26 protein-coding genes and 2 pseudogenes are annotated in these 26963 nt (G+C 75.0%); 19 read left to right on the top strand and 9 right to left on the bottom strand.

Annotated features, from left to right (window positions below; genetic code table 11):
- The first annotated feature begins 378 nt into the window (after positions 1 to 378).
- The 7 genes and pseudogenes from ACI782_RS05310 (at position 379) to ACI782_RS05280 (ending at position 6845) form a co-directional block, all read left to right on the top strand.
- On the top strand, positions 379 to 726 hold the full coding sequence (locus ACI782_RS05310; protein WP_456906834.1) for a hypothetical protein: 348 nt from the start codon (positions 379 to 381) through the stop codon (positions 724 to 726).
- 40 nt (positions 727 to 766) lie between these two features.
- Positions 767 to 1144, top strand: a pseudogene (locus ACI782_RS05305) (FAD-dependent monooxygenase); the annotation flags it as partial.
- Positions 1145 to 1157: 13 nt separating this feature from the next.
- Positions 1158 to 1361: pseudogene (locus ACI782_RS05300) on the top strand (aromatic-ring hydroxylase C-terminal domain-containing protein); the annotation flags it as partial.
- A 186-nt stretch (positions 1362 to 1547) separates the two neighbouring features.
- Complete coding sequence (ureA, locus tag ACI782_RS05295) at positions 1548 to 2126, top strand: urease subunit gamma (RefSeq protein WP_456906832.1); 579 nt, start codon at positions 1548 to 1550, stop codon at positions 2124 to 2126.
- Complete coding sequence (locus ACI782_RS05290) at positions 2123 to 3811, top strand: urease subunit alpha (protein ID WP_456907338.1); 1689 nt, start codon at positions 2123 to 2125, stop codon at positions 3809 to 3811. Before ureA ends, ACI782_RS05290 begins: the two co-directional genes overlap by 4 nt.
- An 11-nt stretch (positions 3812 to 3822) precedes the next feature.
- Entirely contained in the window at positions 3823 to 5499 is a 1677-nt protein-coding gene (locus tag ACI782_RS05285) for an amidohydrolase (protein WP_456906830.1), read from the top strand.
- A 65-nt stretch (positions 5500 to 5564) separates the two neighbouring features.
- The gene (locus ACI782_RS05280) at positions 5565 to 6845 is read left to right on the top strand and encodes an MFS transporter (protein WP_456906828.1); all 1281 of its coding nucleotides are present in this window, start codon (positions 5565 to 5567) and stop codon (positions 6843 to 6845) included.
- A gap of 90 nt (positions 6846 to 6935) precedes the next feature.
- Here the strand turns inward: ACI782_RS05280 and ACI782_RS05275 are convergent, their stop codons facing one another.
- Together ACI782_RS05275 and ACI782_RS05270 are read right to left on the bottom strand one after the other, a co-directional pair.
- A complete protein-coding gene (locus ACI782_RS05275; RefSeq protein ID WP_456906826.1) occupies positions 6936 to 8159 on the bottom strand; it encodes an Nramp family divalent metal transporter in 1224 nt (407 codons plus the stop codon).
- A gap of 104 nt (positions 8160 to 8263) precedes the next feature.
- A complete protein-coding gene (locus ACI782_RS05270; protein ID WP_456906824.1) occupies positions 8264 to 8746 on the bottom strand; it encodes a DUF5709 domain-containing protein in 483 nt (160 codons plus the stop codon).
- Between the two features lie 86 nt (positions 8747 to 8832).
- Here ACI782_RS05270 and ACI782_RS05265 point away from each other — a divergent pair, with 86 nt between their 5' ends.
- The 7 genes from ACI782_RS05265 (at position 8833) to ACI782_RS05235 (ending at position 14788) form a co-directional block, all read left to right on the top strand.
- Positions 8833 to 9519, top strand: a complete 687-nt coding sequence (locus ACI782_RS05265; RefSeq protein ID WP_456906822.1) for an NRDE family protein — start codon at positions 8833 to 8835, stop codon at positions 9517 to 9519.
- Positions 9520 to 9717: 198 nt separating this feature from the next.
- Positions 9718 to 9963, top strand: a complete 246-nt coding sequence (locus tag ACI782_RS05260) for a hypothetical protein (protein WP_456906819.1) — start codon at positions 9718 to 9720, stop codon at positions 9961 to 9963.
- 267 nt (positions 9964 to 10230) lie between these two features.
- Positions 10231 to 10905 carry a hypothetical protein gene (locus ACI782_RS05255; protein ID WP_456906817.1) on the top strand — a complete coding sequence of 225 codons (675 nt, stop codon included), beginning with the start codon at positions 10231 to 10233 and terminating at the stop codon, positions 10903 to 10905.
- A gap of 58 nt (positions 10906 to 10963) precedes the next feature.
- The gene (locus ACI782_RS05250) at positions 10964 to 11824 is read left to right on the top strand and encodes an alpha/beta fold hydrolase (protein ID WP_456906815.1); all 861 of its coding nucleotides are present in this window, start codon (positions 10964 to 10966) and stop codon (positions 11822 to 11824) included.
- Positions 11825 to 11921: 97 nt separating this feature from the next.
- A complete protein-coding gene (locus ACI782_RS05245) occupies positions 11922 to 12638 on the top strand; it encodes a hypothetical protein (RefSeq protein ID WP_456906813.1) in 717 nt (238 codons plus the stop codon).
- Positions 12639 to 12734: 96 nt separating this feature from the next.
- Positions 12735 to 13820 carry a hypothetical protein gene (locus ACI782_RS05240; RefSeq protein ID WP_456906811.1) on the top strand — a complete coding sequence of 362 codons (1086 nt, stop codon included), beginning with the start codon at positions 12735 to 12737 and terminating at the stop codon, positions 13818 to 13820.
- 8 nt (positions 13821 to 13828) lie between these two features.
- Complete coding sequence (locus tag ACI782_RS05235; RefSeq protein WP_456906809.1) at positions 13829 to 14788, top strand: endonuclease/exonuclease/phosphatase family protein; 960 nt, start codon at positions 13829 to 13831, stop codon at positions 14786 to 14788.
- Between the two features lie 48 nt (positions 14789 to 14836).
- Here ACI782_RS05235 and ACI782_RS05230 read toward each other — a convergent pair whose 3' ends face one another.
- The 3 genes from ACI782_RS05230 to ACI782_RS05220 all read right to left on the bottom strand — a co-directional run bounded on the left by ACI782_RS05230 (position 14837) and on the right by ACI782_RS05220 (position 17798).
- Positions 14837 to 15112: a hypothetical protein gene (locus ACI782_RS05230; protein ID WP_456906808.1), complete on the bottom strand. Its 276-nt coding sequence runs from the start codon at positions 15110 to 15112 to the stop codon at positions 14837 to 14839.
- 90 nt (positions 15113 to 15202) lie between these two features.
- Positions 15203 to 16252: a PD-(D/E)XK nuclease family protein gene (locus ACI782_RS05225; RefSeq protein WP_456906806.1), complete on the bottom strand. Its 1050-nt coding sequence runs from the start codon at positions 16250 to 16252 to the stop codon at positions 15203 to 15205.
- A gap of 67 nt (positions 16253 to 16319) precedes the next feature.
- Positions 16320 to 17798, bottom strand: a complete 1479-nt coding sequence (locus tag ACI782_RS05220; protein ID WP_456906804.1) for a hypothetical protein — start codon at positions 17796 to 17798, stop codon at positions 16320 to 16322.
- A 492-nt stretch (positions 17799 to 18290) separates the two neighbouring features.
- Here ACI782_RS05220 and ACI782_RS05215 point away from each other — a divergent pair, with 492 nt between their 5' ends.
- A complete protein-coding gene (locus ACI782_RS05215) occupies positions 18291 to 18959 on the top strand; it encodes a hypothetical protein (RefSeq protein WP_456906802.1) in 669 nt (222 codons plus the stop codon).
- Between the two features lie 233 nt (positions 18960 to 19192).
- Here ACI782_RS05215 and ACI782_RS05210 read toward each other — a convergent pair whose 3' ends face one another.
- The gene (locus ACI782_RS05210; RefSeq protein WP_456906800.1) at positions 19193 to 19633 is read right to left on the bottom strand and encodes a VOC family protein; all 441 of its coding nucleotides are present in this window, start codon (positions 19631 to 19633) and stop codon (positions 19193 to 19195) included.
- A gap of 457 nt (positions 19634 to 20090) precedes the next feature.
- Here ACI782_RS05210 and ACI782_RS05205 point away from each other — a divergent pair, with 457 nt between their 5' ends.
- The gene (locus ACI782_RS05205; protein WP_456906798.1) at positions 20091 to 20399 is read left to right on the top strand and encodes a hypothetical protein; all 309 of its coding nucleotides are present in this window, start codon (positions 20091 to 20093) and stop codon (positions 20397 to 20399) included.
- Positions 20400 to 20522: 123 nt separating this feature from the next.
- On the opposite strand, the gene map is transcribed toward ACI782_RS05205, so the two are convergent.
- Positions 20523 to 21305 carry a type I methionyl aminopeptidase gene (map, locus tag ACI782_RS05200; protein ID WP_456906796.1) on the bottom strand — a complete coding sequence of 261 codons (783 nt, stop codon included), beginning with the start codon at positions 21303 to 21305 and terminating at the stop codon, positions 20523 to 20525.
- Here map and ACI782_RS05195 point away from each other — a divergent pair.
- The gene (locus tag ACI782_RS05195; protein ID WP_456906794.1) at positions 21304 to 21675 is read left to right on the top strand and encodes a helix-turn-helix transcriptional regulator; all 372 of its coding nucleotides are present in this window, start codon (positions 21304 to 21306) and stop codon (positions 21673 to 21675) included. The two genes, map and ACI782_RS05195, sit on opposite strands and share 2 nt — an antisense overlap.
- 76 nt (positions 21676 to 21751) lie before the next feature.
- On the opposite strand, the gene recD2 is transcribed toward ACI782_RS05195, so the two are convergent.
- The gene (gene recD2 / locus ACI782_RS05190; RefSeq protein WP_456906792.1) at positions 21752 to 24037 is read right to left on the bottom strand and encodes an SF1B family DNA helicase RecD2; all 2286 of its coding nucleotides are present in this window, start codon (positions 24035 to 24037) and stop codon (positions 21752 to 21754) included.
- Between the two features lie 170 nt (positions 24038 to 24207).
- Between recD2 and ACI782_RS05185 the strand changes: the two genes are divergently transcribed.
- Entirely contained in the window at positions 24208 to 24708 is a 501-nt protein-coding gene (locus ACI782_RS05185; RefSeq protein ID WP_456906790.1) for a single-stranded DNA-binding protein, read from the top strand.
- A gap of 231 nt (positions 24709 to 24939) precedes the next feature.
- Positions 24940 to 25146, top strand: coding sequence for a hypothetical protein (locus tag ACI782_RS05180; protein WP_456906788.1), 207 nt, complete (start codon positions 24940 to 24942; stop codon positions 25144 to 25146).
- A 317-nt stretch (positions 25147 to 25463) separates the two neighbouring features.
- Here ACI782_RS05180 and ACI782_RS05175 read toward each other — a convergent pair whose 3' ends face one another.
- The gene (locus ACI782_RS05175; RefSeq protein ID WP_456906786.1) at positions 25464 to 26648 is read right to left on the bottom strand and encodes a hypothetical protein; all 1185 of its coding nucleotides are present in this window, start codon (positions 26646 to 26648) and stop codon (positions 25464 to 25466) included.
- Positions 26649 to 26963 lie beyond the last annotated feature (315 nt).

The raw sequence follows: 26963 nt of genomic DNA, 5'->3' as shown, positions 1-26963 counted from the left end.
CGGCGGGTCGCCGCCGCTCGCCTCGACCGGGACGGCGGGAGCTCGACGGGGAGCGCGCTCGTGCGACATGACGGTGCCTCCTGCCTCGGTGTCGTGCCTGGGGAGATCGGTCGAGCGGCGGATCGGGAGATGGCGGTGGGGCCGGTGGTGGTCGTACCCGTGGGTGGGCGTGCCCGTCGAACCGGACAGGGCCCGGCTGCGTGCCGGTGCTCCGGGGGTGCACCCCGGACCGCCCGGTCCTGCCGCCTCACCCATGAGGTGCAGCCGGACGCCGTCGGCTGTCGAGGGCGGTTCGTCGGCCGTAGGTTGGTCGCGCCGGCGCGGAGCGGCTGCCCTCCGGTCCGCGCGACGTGCTCGACACGAGCTGGGAGGGGACGGATGGCGACCAACCGGCCTGATCCGGGCGACTTCCTCGAGCTGGCGCAGCGGATGCTGCGCGAGCTGTTCGGCGAACCGCGCGGCGAGGACGAGCCGTGGGCGGAGGCTACGCGTCGTCCGCGCGAGCGCTCCGAGCTCACCCAGGGCGGACGCGAGCCCAGCACCGAACGGCAGCGCGAGAACCTCACCTTCGCGCTCGCCACGCGCGCCGTCGAGGCGCTCGAGGACCTGGCACTCAACGTCGCGGCGATCCGTCAGCGCCTCGAGCGCACGGACCCGCAGGCCCCGGGCCCCCGGTCCGAGGGCGAGGAACGCCGTCCGGACGGAGCTGCCCCCGCCGGGGAGTGACCCGGTCTCGATCGTCGGGCCGCCCCCCCGTCCGGGACGGGTGCACGCGCCTGCACCTGTCCAGGGACGGCGCGACCGCGGTCGCCGGGCTCTTCCGCGGAACGCGGGTCGAGGCGGTCGTGCTCGACGGCGACGCGACGGCCTCCGCGCCGGAGACGACCTAGAGCCGGCCGACCGGTGGACCGCGCCCATCGGGGACGGCGTGTACCGCGTCCTCGTGCCCGCCGAGGGGGTGGCCGAGGACCGCTCGGCGCCCCCGATCCTCGCGGAGTTCGAGCGACAGCTGCGGGCGACCGCCGGGACCGACTTCGGCGTGCACTCGCCGCGCCGGCTCTCCCGCTTCGGGGACGCCACGCGGCAGGCGGAGCGCTACCGGGTCGGCCGGGTGCTGCTGGCCGGCGACGCGGCGCACGTCCACCCGCCGACCGGTCGGTCGCGGACTGCTGCTCGACCGGACCGGCCGGCTCTCCGTCGCAGGGGGGTCCGACCGGGTCGACCACGTCGTCGACGGGAGCGAGGAGCTGGCCGGGCCCGCCGTGCTGCTGCGGCCCGACGGCCACGTCGCGTGGGTCGGCGACGACCAGGCGGGCCTGCTCGACCGCCTGCCCCGGTGGTTCGGCGCGCCCGTCGGCTGAGCGTCCGGTCCGACGCGACGGGTCGGGGCCGGGCTCGGCCACCGAGCCGCCGGCCGCGCAGGGCAGCGATCGCCCGATCCGGCGCCTCCAGGCCGCTGTTACCCGCCGATTGCCGGTCGACCGGCGCGGAGGGACCGTGTGGTCTGCCGGACGTCCACCCCCTCGTACGGACGCAGGAGGCCCGCCGTGCACCTGACTCCCCGCGAACAGGAACGCCTGCTGCTCTTCACCGCCGCCGAGCTCGCCCGGCGGCGGCTCGGGCGGGGCGCGCGCCTGGGCGCGACCGAGGCGATCGCCCTGGTCTGCGACGAGGTCCTGGAGATGGCCTGGGACGGCGTGCCGATCCAGGAGGTCGTCCGGCGGGCCCGGAGCGTGGTGCCGGCCGAGCACCTCCTGCCCGGCGTGCCGAACGCGGTCCCCAACCTCCAGGTGGAGGCGCTCTTCCCCCACGGCACGTCGCTGGTGCACGTGCCCGAGCCGTTCGGTCCCGCGGACCCGACCGGGCCCGGCGCCGTCCTCGCCCAGGACGGCGAGATCGAGCTGGCGCCCGGACGACCACGGCGCACGGTGGAGGTGACCAACCGCAGCGACCGCCCGGTGTGGATCTCCTCCCACTTCCCGCTCGAGGAGGTCAACCCCGCACTGGACCTCGACCGCGAGGCGGTCCGGGGCTTCCGGCTGGACCTGCCGGCCGGGGTGAGCCTGGAGCTCGCGCCCGGCTCCGTCCGCGTCGTCCCCGTGGTCGCCCGAGGAGGTCAGCGGTGAGCCGCATCTCGCGCGCCCGGTACGCCGGCCTGTACGGACCGACGACGGGCGACCTGCTGCGCCTGGCCGACACCGACCTGTGGGTGCGCATCGAGGCCGACGACACCGAGCCCGGCGACGAGATGCTGGGCGGCTGCGGCAAGACCGCCCGGGACGGGCTGCTCGTCGCCGACCGCGCGCCCGGGGACAGCGCCCTGGACCTGGTGGTGCTCGGTGTCGTGGTCATCGACCCGCTGATCGGGGTACGCAAGACCAGCATCGGTATCAAGGACGGTCGCATCGTCGGGATCGGCCGAGCCGGCAACCCCGACACCACGGACGGCATCGAGCTGGTGGTGGACTCCCACACGGCGATGATCACCGCCGAGGGGCTCATCGCCACCCCGGGCGTCGTCGACTCGCACGTCCACCTGTCCAGCCCCGAGATCGCGCCCGCGGCCCTGGCCGCCGGGGTGACCTCGGTGGTGGGCATGGGGATCGGCGGCGTGTGGGACGTCGGCGCCAATCCCGCGACGAACCTGCACACCCTGATCGAGGGCTGGCGGGACACCCCGCTGAACGTGGCCTTCCTCGCCCGCGGCTCGACCTCCTCTCCCGAGTTGCTCGAGCGCGCCGTCCTGGCCGGGGCCGGAGGGTTCAAGATCCACGAGGACTGGGGGGCGACGCCGCGCATCGTCGACACGTGCCTCGGCGTGGCCGACGGCGTCGACCTGCCGGTGGCGCTGCACACCGACACCCTCAACGAGTCCGGCGCCCTGACGGACACGCTGTCGGCCACCCGGGGCCGGACCGTGCACGCCTACCACGTCGAGGGCGGCGGCGGTCACCCCGACCTGCTGCAGGTGGTGGGCGAGGCGCACGTCCTGACCTCGTCGACCACGCCGACACTGCCGCTGACCGGCGCGTCCGTCGACGAGCTGCTGCCCATGACGCTGACGGTCCACCGTGGGCACGCCGGCATCGACAGCGACGTCTCGATCGCCGGCAGCCGCGTGCGCGAGCACGGCATCGCCGCCGAGAACGCGCTGCACGACCAGGGCGCCATCAGCATCGTGAACTCCGACTCGATGGGCATGGGCCGGATCGCGGAGACCACCCGGCGCACCTGGCAGCTGGCCCACGTGCAGGCACACCTGGCCGGTCAGGCCGGTCCCGACCGCGCGAACAACGAGCGGGTCCTGCGCTACCTGGCGAAGACCACGGTCAACCCGGCCATCGCCCACGGCATGTCCCACGAGGTCGGCTCCCTCACGCCCGGGCGGCTCGCGGACGTCGTGCTGTGGCACCCGGCCACCTTCGGCACGGCGCCGGAACTGGTCCTCAAGTCCGGCTTCGTCGCGTGGGGCACCTCGGGGTCGGGCTCGGGGTCCACGCGGCTGACCCAGCCCCGCGTGGTGCGGCCGTACTTCGGCGGCCTGGGGGCCGCGCCCCGGCGGCTGTCGCGGGTGTTCGTCTCCGAGCAGTGCCTCGCGGACTCCTCGGCCCGCGCAGCGCTGCCCCGCGGCGTGCGCTACGCCGCCATCCGGGCCAGCCGCGGCCTGACCAGCGCCGACATGGTGGCCAACGCCGCGACACCCGTGGTGGCCGTGCCGACGGAACCGGGGCCCGTCCTCGTGGACGGCCGCCCCGTGCCCGTCCACCGCGCGACGGACCTGCCGCTGACCCGCCTGCACCACCTGGCCTGAACGGAGGAACCGTGCTCGACCTGCTGCTGCGCGACGTGCGCGTGATCACCGTCGACGACGACCGCCCCACGGCCGCCGCCGTCGGCGTCCTCGGTGGCCGCATCGTGGGTCTGGACGAGGAGGTCGAGGGCCTGCCAGCGCGGGCGGTCGTCGAGGGCGACGGCGCCGTGGTGGTCCCCGGCTTCGGGGACGCGCACAACCACATGGCCTGGTTCGGCCAGTCGCTGGGCGAGATCGACCTGTCCGGCGCGAGGACCCTGGCCGCGATCGAGGAGGCCGTGACCCGGGACGCGGCCCACCTGCCCGCCGACGGCTGGGTGGTCGGCTCCGGCTACGACGACACGGTCATCGGCGCGCACCCCGACCGGCACCTGGTGGACCGGGCCGCCGGAGGCCGGCCGGTGTGGCTCAAGCACCGCTCCGGCCACATGAGCGTGGTGAGCAGCGAGGTGCTGCGGCGCTGCGGCGTCCTCGACGGCGACGCGGACGTGCCCGACGGAGGGGTCGTCGTCCGGGACGGCTCGGGGAGCCCCACGGGGTTGCTCCAGGAGCGCGCGCAGCAGCTCGTCGACGCCCTCGTCAAGCCCTACCCGGTGGGCGACGTCGCGACGGCGCTGGGGCGCGCGAGCGCGGTCTACGCCGCCGAGGGGCTGACCCACGTCGTCGAGGCCGGCATCGGACTGGGCCTGCTCGGCCGCACCCCGGTCGAGGCCGCCGCCTACCTCCTCGCCCGGGACAGGGGGCTCCTCCTCAACCGCGTGGAGCTGATGGTGGCCAGCGACACGCTGCACCCCCTCCGGGCACACCCGGACGACGACATCGACATGGGACTCGATCTCGGGCTGCGCACCGGCTTCGGGGACGACCGGCTGCGGCTCGGTCCGATGAAGATCTGGCTCGACGGGTCCCTCATCGGCCGCACGGCCGCCCTCTCCGAACCGTTCTGCGACCACGGGACGGCGGTGCTGCAGGGCGACCCCGACCAGATGCGCCGCCTGGTCGTCGACGCCCACCGCGCCGGGTGGCGGGTGGCCGCGCACGCCATCGGCGACGCCGCCGTCGACCTGGCGCTGGACACGTTCGCCGAGGCCGCGCGGCTCCACCCGCGCGGTGACGTCCGCCACCGCATCGAGCACGCCGGCCTGGTCCGTCCCGATCAGCTGGCGCGCTTCGCCGACCTCGGCGTGGTGCCCGTCCCCCAGCCGCGCTTCCTGTACGCCGTGGGCGACACCATGGCCGCCGCGGTGGGCCCGCGGCGGGTGGACTGGCTCTACCGGCACCGCTCCTTCCTCGACGCCGGGCTGCGCGTTCCCGGCAGCTCCGACCGGCCGGTCGCCCCCGGTGCCCCGTTGCTCGGCATGCAGTCCATGGTCGAGCGGCTGTCGTCCGGCGGCACCGTGATCGGGGCGGACGAACGCGTGAGCGCCGCCCAGGCGCTGCGGGCCTACACCATCGACGAGGCCTGGGCCTCCCACGACGAGGCCACCCGCGGCAGCGTCAGCCCGGGCAAGGTCGCCGACCTGGTGCTGCTCTCCGACGACCCGCTGCGCGTCGACGCCGACCGGATCGGCGCCATCGACGTCCTGGCGACGCTGCTCGCCGGCACCCCCGTGCACGACACCGGCCTCTTCTCCGGCCGGGACCTCTCCCCCGTCCCCGTCCCCCACACCCGAGGAGCGCACGCATGAGCCAGCCGACCGCCAGGCCTCCCAGGCCGCAGGCGACCGCCCCCACCCCAGGCGCACCCGCGCAGGTGAGCAGTCAGGACGCCCGCCGCGTCGCCTTCGCGGCCTTCGTCGGCACGGCCCTGGAGTGGTACGACTACTTCCTGTTCGGCACGGCCGCCGCCCTGGTCTTCAACCGGCTGTACTTCAGCACGCTGAACCCCGCGGCGGCGACGCTGGCGGCCTTCGCCACCTTCGGCGTCGGCTTCGTCGCCCGCCCGATCGGGGCGGTCGTCTTCGGCGCGGTGGGCGACCGCATCGGCCGCCGTCCCGCGCTGCTGATCACGGTGGTGATGATCGGCGTCGCGACCGGGCTGATCGGCCTCCTGCCCGACTACGCGGCCATCGGCGTCGCCGCGCCGGTCCTGCTGGTGCTGCTGCGCCTCGCACAGGGCGTGGCCGTCGGCGGCGAGTGGGGCGGCGCGGTCACCCTGGCCGTCGAGCACGCCCCGGAGGACCAGCGCAGCCGCTACGCCGCGCTGCCGCAGCTGGGCTCGCCGGTGGGCACGCTGATGTCCTCGGGGGCCTTCGCCCTCGTCCTGCTGCTGCCCGACGCCGCCTTCGACTCGTGGGGATGGCGGCTGCCCTTCCTCGCGGCCTTCCCCCTGCTGGTCATCGCCGTCTACATCCGCCGGCGGGTCGAGGAGTCGCCGATCTTCGACGAGATGCTCAAGCACGAGGCCGACCGGCCCAAGATCCCCGCGGGTGACGTCTTCCGCCACGCCTGGACGCGGCTGCTCGTCGCCATCGCCGCGGCGTTCCTCGGGGTCGGCGGGTTCTACGTGCTGACCACGTTCGCGATCAGCTACGGCGTCGACACCCTCGGCATGTCCCGCAGCCTGATGGTCAACGCCACCCTCGTGGCCGCCGTGGTCGAGATGGTCATCATCATCGTCGTGGGCCGGTTCGCCGACCGGCTCGGCCCCGGTCGGGTGACGTTCTGGGGCGGCGTGGCGAGCGCCGCGCTCGCACTCCCGGTGTTCGTCCTGCTGGGGACGCGCGCGCCCGCTGCCGTCGTGCTCGCGGTCGTGATCGGGATCGCCGCGCTCTCGGTCGCGTACGCCGTGACCGGGGCCCTGCTCGCCGAGCTGTTCCCCGCCCGGTACCGCTACAGCGGGGTGGCGCTGGCCTACAACATCGCGGGCGCGCTCAGCGGGTTCCTCCCGTTCGTCGCCACCGCCCTGATCAGCGGCATCGGGGACGACCCGTGGGTGCCCGCGGCCCTCCTGATCGCCGTCTCGCTCATCACCGCCGTCGGCGGGTTCGTCGGGGAGCGCATGCGCGTGCGCGACGAGGTGGTCGTGCGCTGAGAACCGGGGGCCTCCGGCGCGGTCGCCGGAGGTCCTCCACCGGTGGCGCGCTCCGCGCGGCGTGGACGCCGGTGGCCCTCCTCAGAACAGTCAGAACAGCAGGAGCAGCAGCAGCACCGCGTTGAGGACGAGGATCACCCCGGTCACGACGGCGGCGACCACGGTGGTCCGGCGCCGGTTGACCAGCTCGCCCATGACGTCGCGGCGGCGGGTCAGCAGCAGCAGCGGCACCAGGGCGAACGGGATCCCGAAGGACAGCACCACCTGCGACACCACCAGCGCCCGGGTCGGGTCGACCCCGAGCGCCAGGACCGCCAGCGCGGGGAGCATGGTGAGCGCCCGGCGCAGGAACAGCGGGATCCGCCGCCGCAGGAAGCCGTCCATGATCACCTGGCCGGCGTAGGTGCCGACGCTGGACGACGCGAAGCCCGACGCCAGCAGCGCCACGGCGAACAGCAGCGCGGCCGTGCTGTTCAGGCCGAACCCCTCGTACGCTCCCTCGAGCGTGTTCGCGCCGAGCGACGAGCCGGCGAACAGGGCGGCCGCGACCAGCAGCATCGCCACGTTGACCAGCCCGGCCAGGCCCATCGCCGTGGTGACGTCGATCCGCTGCGCCCGGAGCGCGGCCAGCTTCTGCCGAACCGTCCGCACCTCGACGGTCTCGGTCACCAGCGCCGAGTGCAGGTAGATGGCGTGCGGCATGACGGTGGCGCCGAGGATGCCCGCGGCCAGCACGAGGCTGCCGACGTCGTCCAGGCGGGGCACCAGCCCGCCCGCCGCCGCTCGCGCGTCGATCCCGGCGCTCGGCACCAGCAGCAGGAAGGCGAAGACGATCAGGCCGAAGTACGCGGTCACGAGGCGGATGAAGCGCCGGTCCCCCGGCGCCTGGACGGCGAGCAGCAGGAAGGCCCAGGCACCGGTGATCAGCCCGCCGGTGAACAGGTCCAGCCCGAAGAGCAGGTGCAGCGCGACCGCCCCGCCGACGATCTCGGCCAGGTCGGTCGCCATCGCCACCACCTCGGCCTGCGCCCACAGCCCCAGCACGACCGGGCGGGGGTACTGCCGCCGGCACTGCTCGGGAAGGGACATCCCGGTGGCGAGCCCGAGCTTGGCCGACAGGCTCTGCACGAACATCGCCATGACGTTGGCCAGGACGATCACCCAGAGCAGCAGGTAGCCGTACTCGGCGCCGGCGGAGAAGTTGGTGGCGAAGTTGCCGGGGTCGACGTAGGCGATCGCGGCGACGAACGCCGGACCGAACAGCGCCAGCCTCCGCCGGCGCGTGGCCCGCACCGCCCGTTCCTGCTCCAGCACGAGCGACCCCCCGGCGGCTCCACGGCCAAGTTGCGGAACGTCCATGGTGCGGAACGGCGCCGGCTGCGGCCAACCCCCAATCCGGAGGGACGGCGGCCGGGGTCTCACAGGGGCCGCGGCGGCTCCTCCGGATCCCCGCGCTCCGGGACGACGTGCACGGCACCCTCCTCCGCGGACGCCGCGCCCCCGTCGATACCCACGTCGAAGGCCTCCAGGTCCGGTGCGGGGTCCGGGGCGGAACCGGTGCCGGCGTCGGTCTCGGACAGCCGACCGGCCCGCTCGTCGCCGACCTCGTCGTCGCGGAGCTCGCCCTCGCCGCCGGGGACGTCGCCCACGTCGTCCGCCTCGTCCCCGGTCCCGGCGACGTCGGGCACCTCCCGGGCGAGCCGCCCGTCCAGGCTCTCGCCCCGCGCCTGCTCGAACGCCGTCGTCCCCCAGTCCCCCACCGCCCACGGGCGGTCCTGCGGGGAGTAGCCGAGCTCGAGGACGTCGTCGGTGCTGACGTCCTCGAGGACGTCCTCCGGTTCCAGACGCAGCGACGCCTCGCGGGCGTCGTCGCCGCGGTCGTCGCGGCCGCCGTGTCGCATGGGTCCCCTCCCTCGGGGTCGGTGCCGCGTCAGTCTGGCGGACCGCCGGAGAGGTGGGGCTCCCGCGCGGCTGGGAGCATCGGCGGGTGTGCACGGTGGTCGTCCGGTGGGCCGAGGGCGCGCCCGCAGCGATCCTCGCCCTGCGCGACGAGCTGACCAGCCGTGCGTTCGACGACCCGGGCGCCTGGTGGCCGGAGTTCCCGGACGTCGTCGGCGGCCGGGACCGCACCGCCGGGGGGACGTGGTGCGCCACCCGGGTCGCCACGGGCGTCACCGCCCTCGTGCTCAACCGGCCGCACAAGCGCACGGCCGACCCGGGCGCGCCCAGCCGCGGGGTCCTGCCCCTGCTCGGTGCCGTGCACGAGGAGGACTGGCTCCGGCACGTCCGGCTCGACGGCATGGCGGGCTTCCTGCTGGTGCTGGCCGCGCCGGACCGCCTGGTCACCTGGGACTTCGACGGGACGCGCCTGACCACGACGCGGCACCCCGCGGGCACGTGGATGGTCACGTCCGGTGGTCCGGAGGACCGCAAGGCCGACCGCTTCCTCCCCGACTTCGTCGCGGCCGGGTTCCCCGACGGCTGGCGGCGGCTCACGTCGGCGGAGCCCCCGAGGGACGACCCCGGCGCGCTGGTGGTGCGACACGAGCAGGACGGGCTGGTCTACGCCACCGTCTTCGGCGAGCTGATCGAGGCCGCGCCGGGACGGCTGCACCTGGAGCACAGCCGGCGGCCGTGGGCGGGGCAGCCCTGGCAGGTCCTCGACGTGGGCTGACGACCACCCGGCCGGCCCGAACGCCCCGGGGAGGGCACGGGAGGGACCCCCCACTCCTGGGCGCCCGGCGGCCCCACGTGGAGGTCTGATTCCTGTCGTACCCGGGAGGCACCCTGTGGCTGTCCGGAACGCACCGCCGGTGTCGCCGTCGCAGACCGCGCCACCGCACCGGCGGTCCCCGGGAGGAGGCGGGACGAGATGAGGACCTACGACCCCGCGGACCGCATCGTCTACGTCCACCTGGCGCAGGACCCCGCCGCTCCCCCGGCGCCGCGCGACGAGTGCCGGCAGCTGCCGTCCGGCTACGCCAACGCGTCGCTCTCCGCCCGGCTCGGCGCACCCCACGGGGCCGGTGTCCGCCCGGCGCTCGTCGTCCTCCCCGGGGGCTCCGCGCCGACCGACGGCCCCGCCTCCCCCGCGCCGGTGCTGCGCCTGGCCCGCTAGCCGGCTCCCACGACCCGGAGCCGCGGGCGGCCGGCCGGCGCCCGACCACGTGAGGGACGACTCGACCGGGCGCCGGGCCCCCGAGCGGTCGGGGCCCGATCGGGGTCGTGGACGGCGACGCCCAGGCCGCGGCGGGAGGGATCCGCGAGCGCGACCGCGAGCACCCAGCTGTGACCGACTCCGGGAGCCGCGTCGCCGCACCCCCCGCACCGCCCTCGGGAGGGGAACCATCTCCTGGACGAACGGATCAGGAGCAGGAGGCCAGCCATGTCCGATTCCTCCCGCGCGACGGCGACCCCGACCGGGCTGCCGGTCCTCAGCAGGGGGAAGCACCGCACCCCGGCCCGGGGCGCCTGCTTCATGGAGTACACCTCGCTGCTGGCCGGCGAGGCCTTCACCGACCACCCCCGGTGCGTGGACGACGAGCTGGCCACCGTGCTGCGGGGCGCCAACGACCAGGTGTCCGGCGACCAGCGGCACCGGCTCGTGCCCCTGCTGGGCCGGGCGATCGGCCTGGTGGTGGAGCGTCCTCCGGCACTGGGCACGTGGCGCGTCTCGGCCGCGCAGTGGCGGCGGCACCGCGAGGCCCAGCTCCGCCACCGCGCGTGCACGTCGCGGCTGCGGCGGCAGGTCGCCGTCCGCTTCGCGCGGGCGCTCGGGGTCGCCGCCGCCCGCGCCGACTCCGTCTGGTCGGCGTGGGGCGAGGAGGTCTCGTGGCTGTTCTGGGACCTGATGAGCGAGCCGTCGGCGGCGCGCCGGTCGGAGGAGTACGTGGACCGGCTGGTCGACCGCCTGCACCTGCTGCACGCGTGCTACGAGGCGGCCATGGACGACCTCGGCCTGCCCCGCCCGGGCGGCCCGGTGCACCCCGCAACGGCAGCGGAGACCCGGACGAGGACCGCGGCGACCGCCGGTCCGACGGCGGCGCGCGGGAACGGCTGACCCGACTCGTCAGCGGCCGGGCTCGCTGACCGGGCCGCGCGAGGTGGTCGTGTGGGGCATGGACCCCTCCTCGGGCACCACCACGTTCGTCCTCGTCCACGGCGCCTTCTGCAACGCCGCGGTGTGGGGGCCGACGGCGCGGGAGCTGACCCTGCGCGGGCACCGGGCCGTCGCCGTCGACCTGCCCGGTCACGGCTTCGGGGCCGTCATCCCGGCCGGCTACCTGGGCGCCCAGGACCTCGACGAGCTCGCCCGCGCTCCCAGCGGGATGTCCGGCATCGGCACCGCCCATGACGTCGCCGCCGTCACCGACGTGGTGCGGCGCGCCCGGGAGCACGGCCCCGTCGTCCTCGTCGGTGCCAGCCGCGGCGGCCTGACCCTGACCGCAGTGGGCAACGCGGTGCCGGAGCTGGTCGACCGCCTGGTCTACGTCTCCGCGTGGTGCCCGGTCGCCGCTCCGGTGAGCGAGTACTCCGCCGCTCCGGAGAACGCGACCAGCCTCCTGGCCGGCGCCGGTGTGCTCGCCGTCGGCGACCCGGGCGAGATCGGCGCGATCCGGCTGAACTGGCGGACGTCCGACCCCGGGCACCTGGACCTCCTCCAGGCCGCCCTCCTGGCCGACGGCACGCGGCAGGAACTGCTGGCCTACCTGCACCTCCAGGAGCCGGACGAGGCGCTGGTCGTCGACGAGGTGGCCACCAGGGCCCACCCGGCCACCTGGGGGCGGATCCCCCGCAGCTACGTGCGCCTGACCGAGGACCGCGCCCTCCCCCTCCCCCTCCAGGACCGGTTCATCGCCGAGGCCGACGCGCTGCTGCCCGACCAGCCCTTCGACGTGCACTCCCTCGCGAGCAGCCACCTGCGGTTCCAGGTCCACCCCGCGGGGATCGCCGACGTCCTGGACGGCCTCGCCCGCTGAGGGATCCGCCCTCTCTGCGGCGGCCGGACCCCCGCTCCTCGTCGTCCTCCGCGGCTACGCTCCCGGGGCGACCGCCGTCCCGGCGGAGGGGGCAGCCATGACGTCGGCACCCGCCACCTCGGCGGAACGCCGGTTCCTGCAGTGGAGCGCGGCGCTGCTGCTCTGCGGGCTCGTCCTCGATGCCGCCGTCACCACGCTGTTCCACCCGACCGCCGACGGGGACGTCCCGACGGCGGTCCTCGCCGCGTACGCCGCGAGCGACGCGTACGAGTGGATCCACCTCGGCCAGCTCGTCGGGGTCCTGACCTCCCTCGGCGGCCTGTTCGTCCTCCACCGCGCGCTGCGGTCGCGGGCGCCGGACCTGTCCGCGTTCGCCGCTGGGCTGACCCTGGCCACGGCCCTCGCCTGGATCGGACTGCAGACCGTCGACGGGGTCCTCCTGAAGCAGGCCGTCGACGCCTGGGCCGCCAGCGAGGGACCGCAGCAGGCCGTCCGCCTCACCGACGCCGAGACCGTGCGCCTCTCGGAGTGGGGGATCCGGGGGTACTCCCGCGTGCTCCTCGGTGCGGCGCTGCTGCTGTTCGGGTCGGCGATCCTGACCACCCGCCTCCTGCCAGGCGCGACCGGGTGGGTCGCCGTGCTCGCCGGGCTCCTGTCGATCGCCGTCGGGGTCGACGTGAGCTGGCACGGCCTCGACAGCGCGTTCCACCAGGTCGCGCTGCCCGCGTTCCGGGTCGTCTTGCTGGTGTTCGCGGTCGGCGTCACCCTCGCCGCCGTCCGCAGGTGCGGTCGGGAGCCCGCCGTCCACCGCTGAGACCACGGCGCGTCCGACCCCCTCCCGCCCACGGGCCGGGCGTCCCTACCGTGGACCCGATCGTTGTCGTGGACGGCCCCGGGGGGAGCACGATCGGTGAGCTCCGGATGCAGGCCCACACCGCTGCGGAGCGTCGCGGCACCGGCCGCCCTGCTGGTCGCCGGGCTGTCCGGGTGCGCCCAGCCGGCGGCGGCCCCGAGTGCGCCGTTGGCCGGCCTGCACGGCTGTCCCGGGGCGGGCCCGGTCATCGGCGTGTTCACCGGGCAGGCCCCGAGCCCGTCGGCCACGGACAGCCCCGCCGTCGTCGGCCACGACACCTGGGCGCTGGACGTGGACGGCGGTACCCGGCCGTTGACCGACGACGGCGTCCACCTGGGCGCCGTCATCAGTCCCGACGGGCGGGCCGTGTACTCCCTGCGCAGCAGCGGCCGCGTGCTCGGCGACACCCTCGAGACGCCGGGCGTGGTGGAACGACTCGACGTCCTCACCGGCCAGGTCGCCGAGGTGGCCCGGCTGCCCGGGATCGTCGACCTCGGGGTGTCGGATGACGGTCGCCACCTCGCGGCGGCACACACGGTCGAGGCCCACCCCGACACGGGGCTCGACGTCAACAGCGTCACGGTGGTCGACCTGACCTCCCTCCAGGTCGGCGCCCCCCTGCCGCGTGCCCCCGACGTCGACCCGGACCTCTTCAGCGCCGTCACCGAGGTGGCGCTCGACCCGGACGGCAGCCGGGTGGCCTACGCCCTCGCCGTCGAGGTGCAGCGGGGCAGCGTCGTCTACACCCTGCGCATCCGGGACCGGGAGACCGGCGCCGACACCGTCGTCCACACGGCGCAGGGCACGGACTTCGTCTCCGACGTCGACTGGTCGGCCGACGGGACGACGGTGCTCGCCGCGATCCGGCACCAGCGGCCGACCGACACGGCAGAGGACCGGGCCCGGTTCCAGACCCTCCGCGTCGACGTCGCGACCGGCCGCACGACGCTCGACGAGGGCTTCGCCCAGGACTTCGCACCGCTGCGCGCCGACGGCACCCGCCTGCTGGGCATCGCCGTCGCCGGGGACGACCCCGGCGCCGTCGCGCTGGTCGCCTGGGACGGCGCACGGGGGCCGAGCCGGCTGGAGTCGATCCCTGCCCCCGGCGCGGGCATCTCCGTCGCCTCGTGCAGCTATCGATGAGGACACCGGTGCCCTCGCCGGGGCCGGTCGGCCTGCCGACCCCGACCGGCAGACGCCCGGGGCGCGCCGTCGCCGCCGTCCTGGCCCTCGCCGTCGGGCTCGCCCTGCTGCCCCCCGTACCGGCAGCGGCAGCGGCGTCCGTCCCGTTGCTGGTGTGGGACTTCAACGCCTGCGACCGGTTCGGGCGGGGGAACGCCGCCTGCGACGTGACCCCCACCCAGCGGGCGAGCGCCATCGCGCGGAGCATCGACGCCGCCGGGCGGTCCCCGAACGTGGTCACGCTGCAGGAGATGTGCCGCTCGACCTTCGACATGGTCGTCGGGTCGCTGCCGCCGCCGTGGGTGGCCTCCTTCCACTCCACGTTCACCACCACGGACGCCCGCTGTCAGTCGGTGGACCACACCTGGGGGCTGGCCGTGCTGGCCCGGAGCGACGTGCCGGCCGACCCGTCGGCCCACCTGCTCGGCGTGGAGGACAGCGGCGAACGCCGGACGCTGCTCTGCATCGACGTCCGGGTTCCCGTCCCGCTGCGCGCCTGCACGACCCACCTGACGGCCGGCTCCCAGACCAGGGCGGCGTCCCAGTCCGCCACCGCGGCCCGCCTGGTGGACGGGTGGGTCGCTGCCGACCACACGGTCGTGGTCGGCGGCGACTGGAACCTCGACGTCCGGCAGTGCGGCAACCCCGCCGTCGCGACCGGCCTGGCCCCCTGGTACCAGGGACGCTTCGGGGCGGGTGCCGCTCGCTGTTACCCCGGGACCGGGTCGATGTCCGAGGTGGACCGCTACCGGCCGGGTGGCGACGGCGTCTACGACGAGGACACCTACGCCGCGGCGAAGCTCGACCACGTCTTCGGCGACCGCCGGCACATCGCGCTCCACCACGACGGCGACGCCACGACGTCCGGCGTCTCCGACCACGATCCGCTGCGGGGCGTCATGACGACCGTGGACCGGCTCTCCGGCTGACGGACCGGCTCGCGTGGCTGTCCGGAGGAGGTCGCTCCCCGACCAGGCTCACGCCGGCACGCGTACCGGCGGGTGCGCCGCCACGTCGTCGGGCTCGGCGACGATCCAGGTCGTGCGGCCGTGCAGCGGCGGGGTCTTGGTGCCGTCGGTGAACCACACGACCACTCCTCCGTGCGCCTTGCAGTGCGAGCGCACGACCCGTACCCGGCTGTCCCGCCGGGTCCTGGTCGGCCGGACCAGCGGGAGGCCGAAGTCGGTGCCGACGACGTCCGTGGTCAGGACCGGCTCACCGGCGGGCAGGCGGGACGTGGCGACGGTGGTCATCGGGAGCCTCCTGGAGATCGGGGCCGGTCCTGTGTCGGCCCCAGCTTATCGAACACGCGTTCGACAGGCCGGTGCACCACCGGCCGGCGCTCAGTCCGCCCGGGTGCCGTTGCGGGTGACCCGGATCGTCTGCGGGCTGCGGGCCGTCCGCGTGGGGACGACCTCGCCGAGCTCGGTCAGCCGCTCGACCGCGGCGTCCTTGTCCACCTGGGTGCGCAGGCCGCCGCCGGACCACTCGCAGTACAGGTCGTCGGCCGGCCCGGACCGGCCCCGCAGCCGCTCCCGCGCGTACTCCTTGTGGCGCTTGGCCTCGTTCTCGGCCGCCCGCCAGGCGTCGTAGTCGTGGACCGCCTCGACGTAGTCCTGGTCGGTGACGGTCAGGCGGGACTGGCGGGAGACCTCGCCCTCGGTCTCCGGGTCCACCGGCGGGCCCCAGCACAGGTCGAGGAACGGGCACCAGTCGCACATGGTGTCCACCCCGGGGCCGAACCCGTCGCGGGGGACGGCGTCGACCCCGTCGTCCTCCACCGTGGCGTAGACGTCGGTGAGCCACATGATGGCCTCGGCGGTGAGCGCCGGGTCGTGGTCGGCCTCGAAGACGACGTCCTCACCCGAGTCGCGGGAGAGGTAGCGCAGCCGCAGTCCGTCGACGTCCTGCCCGGAGCCCGCCGGCAGCCGGCGGTCGGCGGTCTGGCCGGTCCGCAGCAGCCAGGCGTAGACGGCGACCTGGAACCAGTGCCGGATCGGGACCCCGCGGGTGAGCACCCGCTCGAAGCCGAAGCGGGACGTCGTCTTGAGGTCCTCGACGACCGGGACGTGCCACCAGTCGCAGCGGCCCTTGACCTGCTCGCCCCGGAGGCGGACCTCGGTCAGGCCGCCGTACTGGCGGCGCAGCGCGCGCAGCACGCCGCGGTGCAGTTCGGTGCCGATGAAGGCCTGCAGCCCCGTGCGGGGGTTGGTCGGACGGCGGCGGGCGATCCGGTAGGCCGCCCGGCGGCGGCACTCGCCGAGCTCGGAGGCGCCGATCATCCGCTGGCGGGAGCGGGTCCGGCGGCTGTCGAGGTCCCGGACCGCGGCGGCCAGGCTCGGCGCGGCACGGCGCTCGGCGGCGCTGGGTCGGGCGGGCAGGACGGCGGTCATCGCGGGGTCCTCGGGCCGGGAGCGGTGGAGCGGGGCCGGGGAGCCGGCCCCGCTCCAGCGACGTCGCTCACGCGATCTCCTGCTGCCCCGTGAGGCCGGCCCGCTGGGTCGCGATCACGTCGCGCACCAGCGCGGTCAGCCGCTTGGTCGCCACCTGCTCGACGGGCCGGCCGAACCGGTTGCCGATCTCCTCCGGGGTCACGCCCAGGGTCTCCAGGCTGGCCAGCACGCCCCGGCGGGCGGCGTTGAGCCGGCGCTCCCGCGGGTCGTCCGGGGTCGGCGAGGCCTCCAGCAGCGGGTTCGCCGACGCGGCCTGCTTGTCGGCGTCGCGGTCGGCGTCCTTGCCGGCGTCCGGGCGGGCGGCCGCGGCGGCGGCCCGGGCGGCCTCCACGACCGCGGCGGGCGTCGTGGGCGCGGGCGGAGCGGCCGGGGCCCGGCGCCTCCCGGCGGGGTGGGACTTCATCGAGGCCTCGACGAACTCCTCGTGGCGGGCCTGGATCAGCTCGCCCACGGTGTAGGAGCCGCCGGGGGTCGGCACCTCGGCCTGCAGCAGCGCGGCGCGGTTGGCCGCACCCCAGACCTCGCGCAGGTCGTCGTCGTCCCCGGCGTCCTCGATGCGGGCGACCAGGTCGGCGACATCGGGCTCGCGCCGTCCGCCGGCCCGGGTGCCGGGGCCCCCGGCTGCGGCCTCCTCGGTCCGCTCGTGCTCCAGCAGCCCGCCGCCGTGGAAGGGGACGAGGTCACGCACGTGCGCGGTGCCCGGGTCGCACTGGAGCGCGTCGAAGACCAGCCACTCCAGCAGCCGGCCGGTGGCCGCAGAGTCGGTGACCTCCTTGGCCGGGTCGGTGTTGGGCTTGATCCCGACGTGCACGCTGCGCGCGCCGACGATCAGCGGCCGCCGCCCGCGGCGCAGCCGCATCCACACCGACGCCGCGTACGGGAACTCCCGGTGGGTCTGCACCGACCAGGTCTTCTGCCCCTCGATCGGGCGGCCGTTGGTGTCGACCTCGGTGACCTCCTTGCCCCGGGCGGTCACCACGACGATGCCCGGGAAGGTGAGCAGCTCGGTCTGCAGCTTGCGCCAGCGGGAACCGGCGTCGTTCCACAGGTTCTGGCTGATGGTGATCTCCGCGTTGGGGTCGCGCTTGAGCAGCTCGCGGTTGCGGGCCGACTTCGCGGCGCGGTCGCTGGCCCAGTCCTTCAGGCCGTCCCAGATCGCCGAGCCGGTGTCGATGCCGAGCACCACCGGCGGCTCGCCGGCGTCGGCCGCCCGGCGCGCCTCGGCCTTGACCGCCTGGACGGCGGACAGCACCTGGGCGTAGGAGCCGTCGTGCTCGATGATCTGGTAGTTGGCGCCGGGGATGGCGCCGTACTCGTCGCCGGCGCCCTCGTTGAGGTCGATCCAGTACAGGGCGCCGATCTTGTCGCTGGTGCTGAACTGGGCGAGCGCCCAGCTCTTGCCCGCCTTCTCCTCACCCTCGAGGAGGATGCACGGCCACGGGACGCGACCGGTGGGCTGACGGGTCTTGAGGCCGGAGACGGCCATGGTGAACTCCTCGTCGACATGGGGAAGATGTCGACCCGAACGCTAGAAACGGGTGCTGACACATCTCGGGGCCATCGCGCAAGCACATCCGGGTGTCGCTGACGAAACCCCAGGTCGGGGCTCCGACCGGCGTGTCGGCGTTCGCTCTCGGCGTAAACCCGGGCGCGACGGGGACGGCCTGGCAGCGGGTCCGCCACCGGCTCGACGCTGCGACGCGAATCCCCTGCTCAACGGGCCGCAAGTGTCACACCCCCTCCGTACGTTCGGCCCCCGGGCGGAGGTGCTCGCCGACGCGCTGGCCCACACCTCACCGGCGATCGCCCTGCAGATCGAGGCCCTACTGCTGCCGCAGGCCACGCAACTGTCGACCGGGCGGTTACGCCGCCGGGCGCTGGCGCTGCTGGAGCTGGACGCCGACGCCGTGGACGCCCGACGCGAGGACGCCCAGCGGCAGGCCGACGTCCGCTCCTACCCCTCTCCTACCCCTCGCACGTGGAGGGGATGGGCACGCTGGCCGCCGAGCTGCCCGCCGACGAGGCCGCCGAGGCCCACGACCTGATCGACCAGCTGGCTCAGATGGCCGAGGCCGACGGCGACGCCCGGCCGATCGGGCAGCTCCGGGCCGGGGTCTTCTCGCTGCTGCTGCGCCGACCCGCCGGCTCCGGACTGCCCGGCGTCACCGCGGCGGTGACGATCACCGCCGCCCTGGCCGCGCTGGAGGGCACCGCGGCCACCCCGGGCGAGGTCGACGGCCTGCCGATCACCGCCGCGCACGTCCGCGAACTGCTCGCCCGCATCGGCGCGCTGGGCCTGCGCGCACCCGAGGGTGGATCGCTGCGCCTGGCGATCACCGACGCCCACGGGCGCCTACTGGCCACCGCCACGCCGGCGCAACTGGAGCGCCTGGCCCGCCGCGGCTGCCTCGAGCACCCCACCGGCCACTGCGGCTGCCCGCTGCTGGGCCGCCCGGCGGCGACCGACGCCTACGCACCCACCGATCCCCAGCGCCGGTTCGTCACCACCCGCGACCGCACCTACCGGTTCCCCACCTGCGGCCGGCGCGTGGGCTGGGCCGACCTCGACCACGTCATCCCGCACGCCTGCGGCGGGCGACCGACTGCGCCACCCTCTGTTGTCTCTGCCGCAGGCACCACCGGCTGAAGACCTTCGCCCGCGGCTGGCGGTTCGTCCTGGACGACGACGGCGCGCTCCACGTGACCACCCCCTCGGGGGTCAGCCGCGCGACCCGACCACCCGGCCTGCGACCACCGGCGCCCGAGCCACCGGGACCGGCGCCGGAGTCGTTCCCGCCGGACGACGACCCGCCACCGTTCTGGCCGCGGCTCATGAGACAACGACACCGATACGGCAGAGGCGCGCGGTGGGAGTCCGGGTCAGTTGAGCTGCTCGGCCAACGCGACGATGATCCCCGCGGGGCCGCGGACGTAGCAGAGCCGGTAGCTGTCCTGGTACTGCACCACCTCTCCGACGAGTTGCGCGCCGTGGGCTCGCAGGCCGGCGACAGTGGCGTCGATGTCGTCGACGGCGAACATGATGCTGCGCAGGCCCAGGGTGTTCCCCAGTGCGTTCTCCGGCTCGGCGCTGATCGCCTTCGGGGCGTGGAACTTCGTCAGCTCGAGCCGGCCGTGGCCGTCCGGAGTCCGCATCATCGCGATGTCGACCCGGACGCCGTCGAGCCCGTTGAGGCGGTCCACCGAACGTCCCTCGATCGGCGCCTCGCCCTCCAGCTCCAGGCCGAGCTCGCCGAAGAACGCCTTGGCGGCCTCGAGGTCGTCGACGACGACGCTGACGTGTTCCATCCGCTGGATCGTCATGGTGGTTCTCCTTGTGCGTCAGGCGGCCTGTCGTGGTCACTGCCCGGGACGGAGCCAGCGCCGCGTTCTCGACGACCCGGGACGTGCTGAGTTCCAGGCAGGAGTCATGGCGCCACGTTGGGCTTCGACCGGGTAGCCAGCCGGGCCATCGCACATCCGCATGACGAGAGCACGTGGCCACGCGGCGTCTCTCCGTGAGCTGCCTGCGGACCCGGGCGGGCGGCCTCGAGCGGCGTTGCGGGTCGTGCCCGGGAGGGCGGCCTCAGGCCCCGGTGTCCCGGTCGTCGTGCATGCCGAGCGGGGTCTCGGCGGATGGGCCGTCGACGCAGAGAAGCGAACACGCCGGGGGCATCTGTCCCCGCGGTCCGGGCGGACCATGCGGCGAGGCACCGGACTAGCGTGGGTCGCCCGCTCGGCGGGACCGCCGGACGGGCCGCTCACGGGAGTGGAGTTCACCATGACCCATGGGCTCGTCATGGACGTCCCGGCACCGATCGAGTTCTACGACGCCGTACACGCCGAGATCGGGCGGCGCAGCGCAGGCGAAGCCGACGGCCTGCTCCTGCACGTCGGCCGGGCCACGACCGGTGGCTTCCAGGTGGTGGAGGTCTGGGAGTCCAGAGAGAAGTGCGACCGCTTCTTCGCTGAGGTCGTGCTCCCGGCGATCGACTCCGTCTCGGCCGGCCACGCGCCATCGGACCAGCCGGCGATCGAAGAGTTCGAGCCGCGTGGCCTGATCATCCCCAGCGCGGTCATCGCCGTCTGACCGTCCGCGGTGCCCAGCCGCGGTCGCCGTTGCCGCGGCTGCGTCCAGGTGTCTCACCGTGGGCCGCAGTGGGACACCGCCAGGCTCGCCGCGCGAGGGCGGCCTGTGGGGCGGCCCCTTCCCTCACGGCGGCGGCTGCCGGGGCACGGTGAGGACCTCGGCTCCGTCGTCGGTGATGGCGATCGTGTGCTCACTGTGCGCCGTCCGGCAGCCGGTCGCGCTCCGGAGTGTCCAACCATCGGCATCGGTGACGAGTTCGGCGGTGTCCGCCATGATCCACGGCTCCAGCGCCAACAGCAGCCCGGGGCGCAGCCGGTAGCCGCGACCGGGCCGCCCCGTGTTCGGGACGTGCGGGTCCTGGTGCATCGTCGAGCCGACGCCATGACCGCCGAACTCGGTGTTGATCGGGTACCCCGCCGCGCTGAGGACCGAGCCGATGGCATGGGAGATGTCGCCGATGCGGGCCCCCGGTCGGGCCGCGGCGATCCCCGCGCTCAGTGCGCGCTCGGTCGCACTGATCATCGCGACGCTCTCGGGGGGCTCGGCGCCGCCCACGATGAAGCTGATCGCGGAGTCGGCGACGACTCCGCCCTGGGAGACGGCGAGGTCGAGCGTCAGCAGGTCGCCGTCGGCGAGCGTGTAGTCGTGCGGCAGCCCGTGGAGCACGGCGTCGTTGACCGACGTGCAGATGTGGTGGCCGAACGGTCCGCGCCCGAAGGACGGCTCGTAGTCGACGTAGCAGGACTGCGCTCCGGCCTCGGTGATCATGGCCTGGGCCCACCGGTCGACGTCCAGGAGGTTGGTGCCCACCGCGCAGCGGCTCCTCAACGCCTGCAGCACGCCGGCAACGAGGGCGCCCGCCTCCCTCGCTCGAGGCAGTTCGGTGCGGTCCAGGATCTCGATCATGCGGCGCCCACCTCGTGCGTCCGACAACTATCCCGGCCATGTTATCCCGGTACTAGAATCGCAAGCCGTGGTCAGGTTGCCGCTCACTCCCGCCGAGGTCGAACGCGGACAGCGCCTCGGCGCCCTCCTGCGACGGGCGCGGGGGGAGCGATCGATGCTCAGGACGGCCCTCGACGCGGGTGTCTCCCCGGAGACCCTCCGGAAGATCGAGTCCGGTCGGGTGGCCACCCCCGCCTTCCCGACCATCGCTGCGATCTGCGACGTCCTCGGCCTCTCCCTCGATGCGGTGTGGTCGGAGGTCAACCAGTCGGACGGCGGGGTCGACCTCGCCGGGGTCCGCCGCGACGCGGGTGCGCAGTTGGCCTCGTAGGTCGCGTCCCCGCAGCTGACGTCGCAGTCGCCGACGACGGGGATCCCCGGACGCGGTTCTCGGCCGGCGTCCCCGGTCAGGACCTCGGGAGCGCACCGCCCGATCCGACGGGGAGTGGGACCGGCGCGGAGCCGGTGCGGCGCGGTCCACCCCGCAGGCGGAGGGCCAGTGCGGTGTGCCGGCGGCCGGAGCCGGTGGCCCGCACCGCCTGGCCGAGCGCCCTTGGTGAGCCGACGAGGACGACAAGCTGCTTGGCGCGGGTGACCGCGGTGTAGAGCAGGTTGCGCTGCAGCATCATCCAGGCGCTGGTGGTCAGCGGGATGACGACGCACGGGTACTCGCTGCCCTGGGAGCGGTGCACCGTGACGGCGTAGGCGTGCACCAGCTCGTCGAGCTCGCCGAAGTCGTAGTCGATCGCCTCGTCCTCGTCGGTGGCGACGGTGAGGGTCTGGGCGACGGCGTCGACGGCGGTGACGACGCCCTGCGTGCCGTTGAAGACCCCGTTCGCCCCCTTGTCGTAGTCGTTGCGGATCTGGGTGACCTTGTCCCCCACGCGGAACACCCGGCCGCCGAAGCGCTTCTCCGCGCGGTCCGGCCGAGCCGGGGTGAGCGCCTCCTGCAGCTGCTCGTTGAGCGCGGCGGCGCCGGCCGGCCCGCGGTGCACCGGGGTGAGCACCTGGACGTCGCGGCGGGGGTCGAGGCCGAACCGGGCGGGGATCCGGCGCACCACGACGTCCACCGTGAGCCGGGCGGCCTCCTCGGCGTCCTCGGTGCTGAACAGGAAGAAGTCCTCGAGGCCGCGGACCTGGGGGGAGCTGCCGGCGTTGATCCGGTGCGCGTTGGTGACCACCCCCGACCGGCTGGCCTGCCGGAAGACCTGCGTCAGGCGCACGTGCGGGATCGGGGTGCCCTCGGCGAGCAGGTCGCGCAGCACCTCGCCGGCGCCGACCGACGGCAGCTGGTCGACGTCGCCGACCAGCAGCAGGTGCGCGCCCGGCGGAACGGCCCGCACGAGCTTGTTGGCCAGCAGCAGGTCCAGCATCGAGGACTCGTCCACCACGACGAGGTCGGCCTGCAGCGGCCGCTCCCGGTCGAAGGCGGCGTCCCCACCCGGCCGCAGCTCCAGCAGCCGGTGCACGGTCACGGCTTCGACGCCGGTCAGCTCGGTGAGCCGTTTCGCCGCCCGGCCGGTCGGCGCGGCGAGCACGACCCTCGCGCCCTTGGCGGCCGCGAGCGTGACGATGGAGCGCACCGTGAAGCTCTTGCCGCAGCCGGGGCCACCTGTGAGGACGGCGACCTTCTCGGTCAGCGCCAGGCGCACCGCCTCCTGCTGGCCGGCCGCCAGCTCCACACCCGTGCGCCGGTGCAGCCAGCGCAGCGCGGCGTCCCAGTCCACGCTCGCGAAGGCCGGCATCAGGTCGGTCTCGGCGGCCGCGAGCCGCCGCAGCCCCGCGGCCAGCGAGACCTCCGCCCGGTGGAAGGGGACGAGGTAGTACGCCACCGTGTCGCCGTCCGGGCCGGGGATCTCCTCACGGATCACCCCCTCGTCGGCGACCAGCAGGGCCAGGCAGTGACCCACCAGGGCCGCCGGGACCTGCAGGATCTCGATCGCCCGGGCGGTCAGTTCGGTCTCGGGCAGGAAGCAGTGCCCCTGCCCGGTCGCCTCGGAGAGCACGTACTGCAGCCCCGCCTCGACCCGTTCGGTGCTGTCGTGCGGGATGCCCACCGCGGCGGCGATCGTGTCGGCCGTCCGGAACCCGATGCCCCACACGTCGGCCGCCAGGCGGTAGGGCTCGGCGCGCACCACGCCGATCGCGGCGTCGCCGTACTGCCGGTAGATGCGCACGGCCAGCGAGGTGGAGACCCCCACCCCCTGCAGGAAGACCATCACCTCCTTGATGGCCTTCTGCTCCTCCCAGGCCGCGGTGATCAGCCGGGTGCGCTTGGGACCCAGGTTGGGCACCTCGGCCAACCGCTCCGGCTGCTCCTCGATCACCTGGAGCGCGTCGGTCCCGAAGTGGTCGACGATGCGCTCGGCGAGCTTGGGGCCGATCCCCTTGACCAGCCCCGAGCCCAGGTAGCGGCGGATGCCCTGCACCGTGGCGGGCAGCACGGTGGTGTAGTCCTCGACCTGGAACTGCCGGCCGTACTGGGGGTGCGCGCCCCACCGTCCCCGCAGCCGCAGCGTCTCCCCCGGCTGGGCGCCCAGCAGCGAGCCCACGACGGTGACCAGGTCACCGCCCCGCCCGGTGTCCACCCGGGCCACGGTGTAGCCGGTCTGGGCGTTGGCGAACGTGATCCGCTCCAGCGTCGCCTCCAGGACCGACCCGGTCCGCACCTCCTGCACCTGCCGTCCCCTCACCCGACGCACCGTCCGCCCCCGCGATGGTCACACGCCCCGGGGACAACTCCGCGGGGGCCGAGGACGGAGCCCGCGTCCCCCGCACGACGGGCACGGAACTGTCAGCGGGTCCCCGTAGCCTCCGGACGCGCTCACCCGAGCGGTGCACCGACGACACGGAGGACCGGATCATGGCCGGCGACACAGTCATCACCGTCATCGGCAACCTGACCAGCGACCCCGAGCTGCGCTTCACGCCCTCGGGAGCGGCGGTTGCCGACTTCACCATCGCCTCCACCCCGCGCACCCTGGACCGCCAGACCCAGGAGTGGAAGGACGGCGAGGCGCTCTTCCTGCGCTGCAGCTGCTGGCGGCAGATGGCCGAGAACGTGGCGGGGTCGCTGACCCGCGGCTCGCGGGTCATGGCACAGGGACGCCTCAAGCAGCGGTCCTTCGAGACCAAGGAGGGGGAGAAGCGCACCGTCATCGAGCTCGAGGTCGACGAGATCGGTCCGTCGCTGCGCTATGCGACGGCGTCGGTCGCCAAGGTCGCCCGGTCCGGGGGCGGTCCCTCCGGCGGATCCGGGGGCGGGTTCGGCGGGGGCGACGGGCGCGCCGACGCCGGGCGGGGCGGCTCCCCCGACCCCTGGGCGACCCCGGTCGGTGGCGGAAGCGAGGAGCCGCCCTTCTGAGCTGCGGCACCGGCGGCACCGGCGTCCCGCGAGGGACGACGGCGCCGCCGGCGCCGCACGCGGGTGCGTCTGTGGGGTCGCCCCTCGGCCGGGCCCGGCCTCTGGTCGTGGGGGATGTCCCCCGCCTCGGAACGGGGGCGCTCGCCGGTGGTTCGGGGGCTGGCTCGATGCCGCCCGTCGTCCCGCCCACCGATGCTGTTCCTCGAGAGACCGACGACCGGGGAGGGCCCGATGAACACCTACGACCCGTCGGACCACATCCTGTACGTCCACCTGTCCGGACCGGCCGGCGCCCGCTCGGCGCACACCGAGAGCACGACCGCCACGTGCACCGCGCTGCCCTCCGGGTACGCGAACCAGTCGCCCCACACCCGGCTGCAGCGCCGTGCGGTGCAGGTCCGGGAGGACCTCGCGGGGGTCTCCTTCCTCACCGCGTGAAGCCTCCGCGAGGAGCTCTCGATCCCACGACGGTCCAGCGGTCTGACGCCCACTCCCGGCACCCTCGCCATCCGCTGTTCCAGACGACGACAGCGGCCGCGAACGCCACCATTCTCCGCATCACCGACGAACAACGGGGAATGGCCCGGGCACGAGTCTGCCCACCGCCGAACGAGCCCCCGCTCCCCGGGGCCTCGCGCCATTTCGAGGGCGCGGGGTCATCCCATTCCCCGGTCATCCCATTCCCCGGTCATCCCATTCCTCGCGAACGCCCGCCCCTCGTGCCGGCCCCGGGGACGGCGGGCGTCCTCGGGGGATCACGCCACGGGGACCAGCCGTCGTGCCGAGCCGCCACCGGCCGGAGCATCGAGGAGCGCGCGTGCCCGGTCCCGCAGCGTGGCGATCGACCCGAGGTCGGCCTCGACGCCGGCGATCTCGTCCGCCGCGCGGCGGGCTCGCTTCGCGGCCGAGCCCGCCGCGTCGAGCCGCTCGGACAGGGAACGCAGGTGCCTGCCCACCACGGCGGAGGTGGTGGTCCTGAGGTCGCTCTGCAGCACCCGCAGTGCGTCGCGCACCTGCTTCCCCAGCACGAGCTGGTGGTCGTCGAGGAGCGCCCGGACCGTGGCGCGGGCCTCGCTGCGCCGCCGCTCGAGCTGACGCCGGCGGTCCCCGAGGAGCGCGGCACCACCGGTCAACAGCGCGGTGAACACGGCGGCGACGGCGATCACCCAGCCGGGGAACTGCAGCCCCGCGATCCGGGAGAGCACGAACGTCATCATGATCCCGCCGTAACCGGGCATCACGACCCGGAGCAGCCGGGTGGCGAGGGGCTGCCCGCCCGCGACCGGCGGCGTGTGGGGACGGAGGTCCCCGACCAGCCGCGCCCCCGAGGGCATCGGCGGCGCCGGGAGGTCCTGCGCAGCCAGTCCCAGTTGCCCGGACAGCCGGGTGACGACGGCGCGGGCGTCGTCGGCGAGGCGGCCGAGGATCCGGTCGGCCTCGGCGACCAGGCGCGACCGGAGCCAGCTCTCCAGCTCCGCGCCGTGCCGGCCGGGATCGCGCGACAGCATCGTCGTCTCGGCCTCGGCCAGCACCGTCCGGCTGGACATCCGCACCTCGAACTCCAGATCGGAGCTGAGGGCGGCGAAGCCCTCCCCCAGCACGGCCGGCCACGTCTGGACCTGCGACTCGAACGCCTCCCGGCGGGCCCGGGCGTGGGCGAGCTCCGCCTGCAGCCGGGGGACGAGACCCGGGTCCAGCAGGTGGGCGCGCAGCGCCCGGAGGTCGACCTGGAGGGAGTCGCACGCGCTCAGGACGACGGCCGCGGCATCGCGGACGGCGCCGGCTGCCGGGACCGCACGCTCCAGCGCCCAGCGCGCTGCGGTGAGCCGCTCGACGAGGTCCTGCCGGTCGTGGACGGTGGCGCCCTTGCTGCACAGGTCGAGGAGCTCCCGGACGTCGGCCATCGCCCGGCCGACGGGTGCGGATCGATCGGTGGTCATCTCAGGCGTCGTCCTCGTCCTGTCGGGGGAGCCGGCGTGCCGCGCCGCCGAGGGGCAGACCTCCCGGCGCGGCTCAGCCGACCTTCCTCGGGGCCTCCCAGCGGCGACCGGGTCGGGCGCGACGACGACAGGAACGCGCCGGGCCTCCCGCGCGCTGCTCCTGCGGCGCGCGAGAGCCCGGTCGGGAGGTGATGGCGGTGGGGGGGGCCGGGGCGTCAGGGCCCCCCCCCCCGCGCGCGGGGGGGGGCGCGCAGCTCTACAACGGCGGGGGGCGCCCCCCACCCCCCCCCCCCCCCCCGCGCGGGGGGGTGGGTG

The organism is Geodermatophilus sp. SYSU D00703 (assembly GCF_054050155.1).
This window is presented reverse-complemented; position numbering and strand designations above follow the sequence as displayed.

Coding starts and splice junctions, on each gene's coding strand:
- ACI782_RS05310 (WP_456906834.1), top strand. CDS start 379: ATGGCGACCAACCGGCCTGATCCGGGCGACTTCCTCGAGCTGGCGCAG.
- ACI782_RS05270 (WP_456906824.1), bottom strand. CDS start 8,746: ATGCGACACGGCGGCCGCGACGACCGCGGCGACGACGCCCGCGAGGCG.
- ACI782_RS05260 (WP_456906819.1), top strand. CDS start 9,718: ATGAGGACCTACGACCCCGCGGACCGCATCGTCTACGTCCACCTGGCG.
- ACI782_RS05255 (WP_456906817.1), top strand. CDS start 10,231: ATGTCCGATTCCTCCCGCGCGACGGCGACCCCGACCGGGCTGCCGGTC.
- ACI782_RS05250 (WP_456906815.1), top strand. CDS start 10,964: ATGGACCCCTCCTCGGGCACCACCACGTTCGTCCTCGTCCACGGCGCC.
- ACI782_RS05245 (WP_456906813.1), top strand. CDS start 11,922: ATGACGTCGGCACCCGCCACCTCGGCGGAACGCCGGTTCCTGCAGTGG.
- ACI782_RS05230 (WP_456906808.1), bottom strand. CDS start 15,112: ATGACCACCGTCGCCACGTCCCGCCTGCCCGCCGGTGAGCCGGTCCTG.
- ACI782_RS05225 (WP_456906806.1), bottom strand. CDS start 16,252: ATGACCGCCGTCCTGCCCGCCCGACCCAGCGCCGCCGAGCGCCGTGCC.
- ACI782_RS05220 (WP_456906804.1), bottom strand. CDS start 17,798: ATGGCCGTCTCCGGCCTCAAGACCCGTCAGCCCACCGGTCGCGTCCCG.
- ACI782_RS05210 (WP_456906800.1), bottom strand. CDS start 19,633: ATGACGATCCAGCGGATGGAACACGTCAGCGTCGTCGTCGACGACCTC.
- ACI782_RS05205 (WP_456906798.1), top strand. CDS start 20,091: ATGACCCATGGGCTCGTCATGGACGTCCCGGCACCGATCGAGTTCTAC.
- ACI782_RS05195 (WP_456906794.1), top strand. CDS start 21,304: ATGCGGCGCCCACCTCGTGCGTCCGACAACTATCCCGGCCATGTTATC.
- map (WP_456906796.1), bottom strand. CDS start 21,305: ATGATCGAGATCCTGGACCGCACCGAACTGCCTCGAGCGAGGGAGGCG.
- ACI782_RS05185 (WP_456906790.1), top strand. CDS start 24,208: ATGGCCGGCGACACAGTCATCACCGTCATCGGCAACCTGACCAGCGAC.
- ACI782_RS05180 (WP_456906788.1), top strand. CDS start 24,940: ATGAACACCTACGACCCGTCGGACCACATCCTGTACGTCCACCTGTCC.
- ACI782_RS05175 (WP_456906786.1), bottom strand. CDS start 26,648: ATGACCACCGATCGATCCGCACCCGTCGGCCGGGCGATGGCCGACGTC.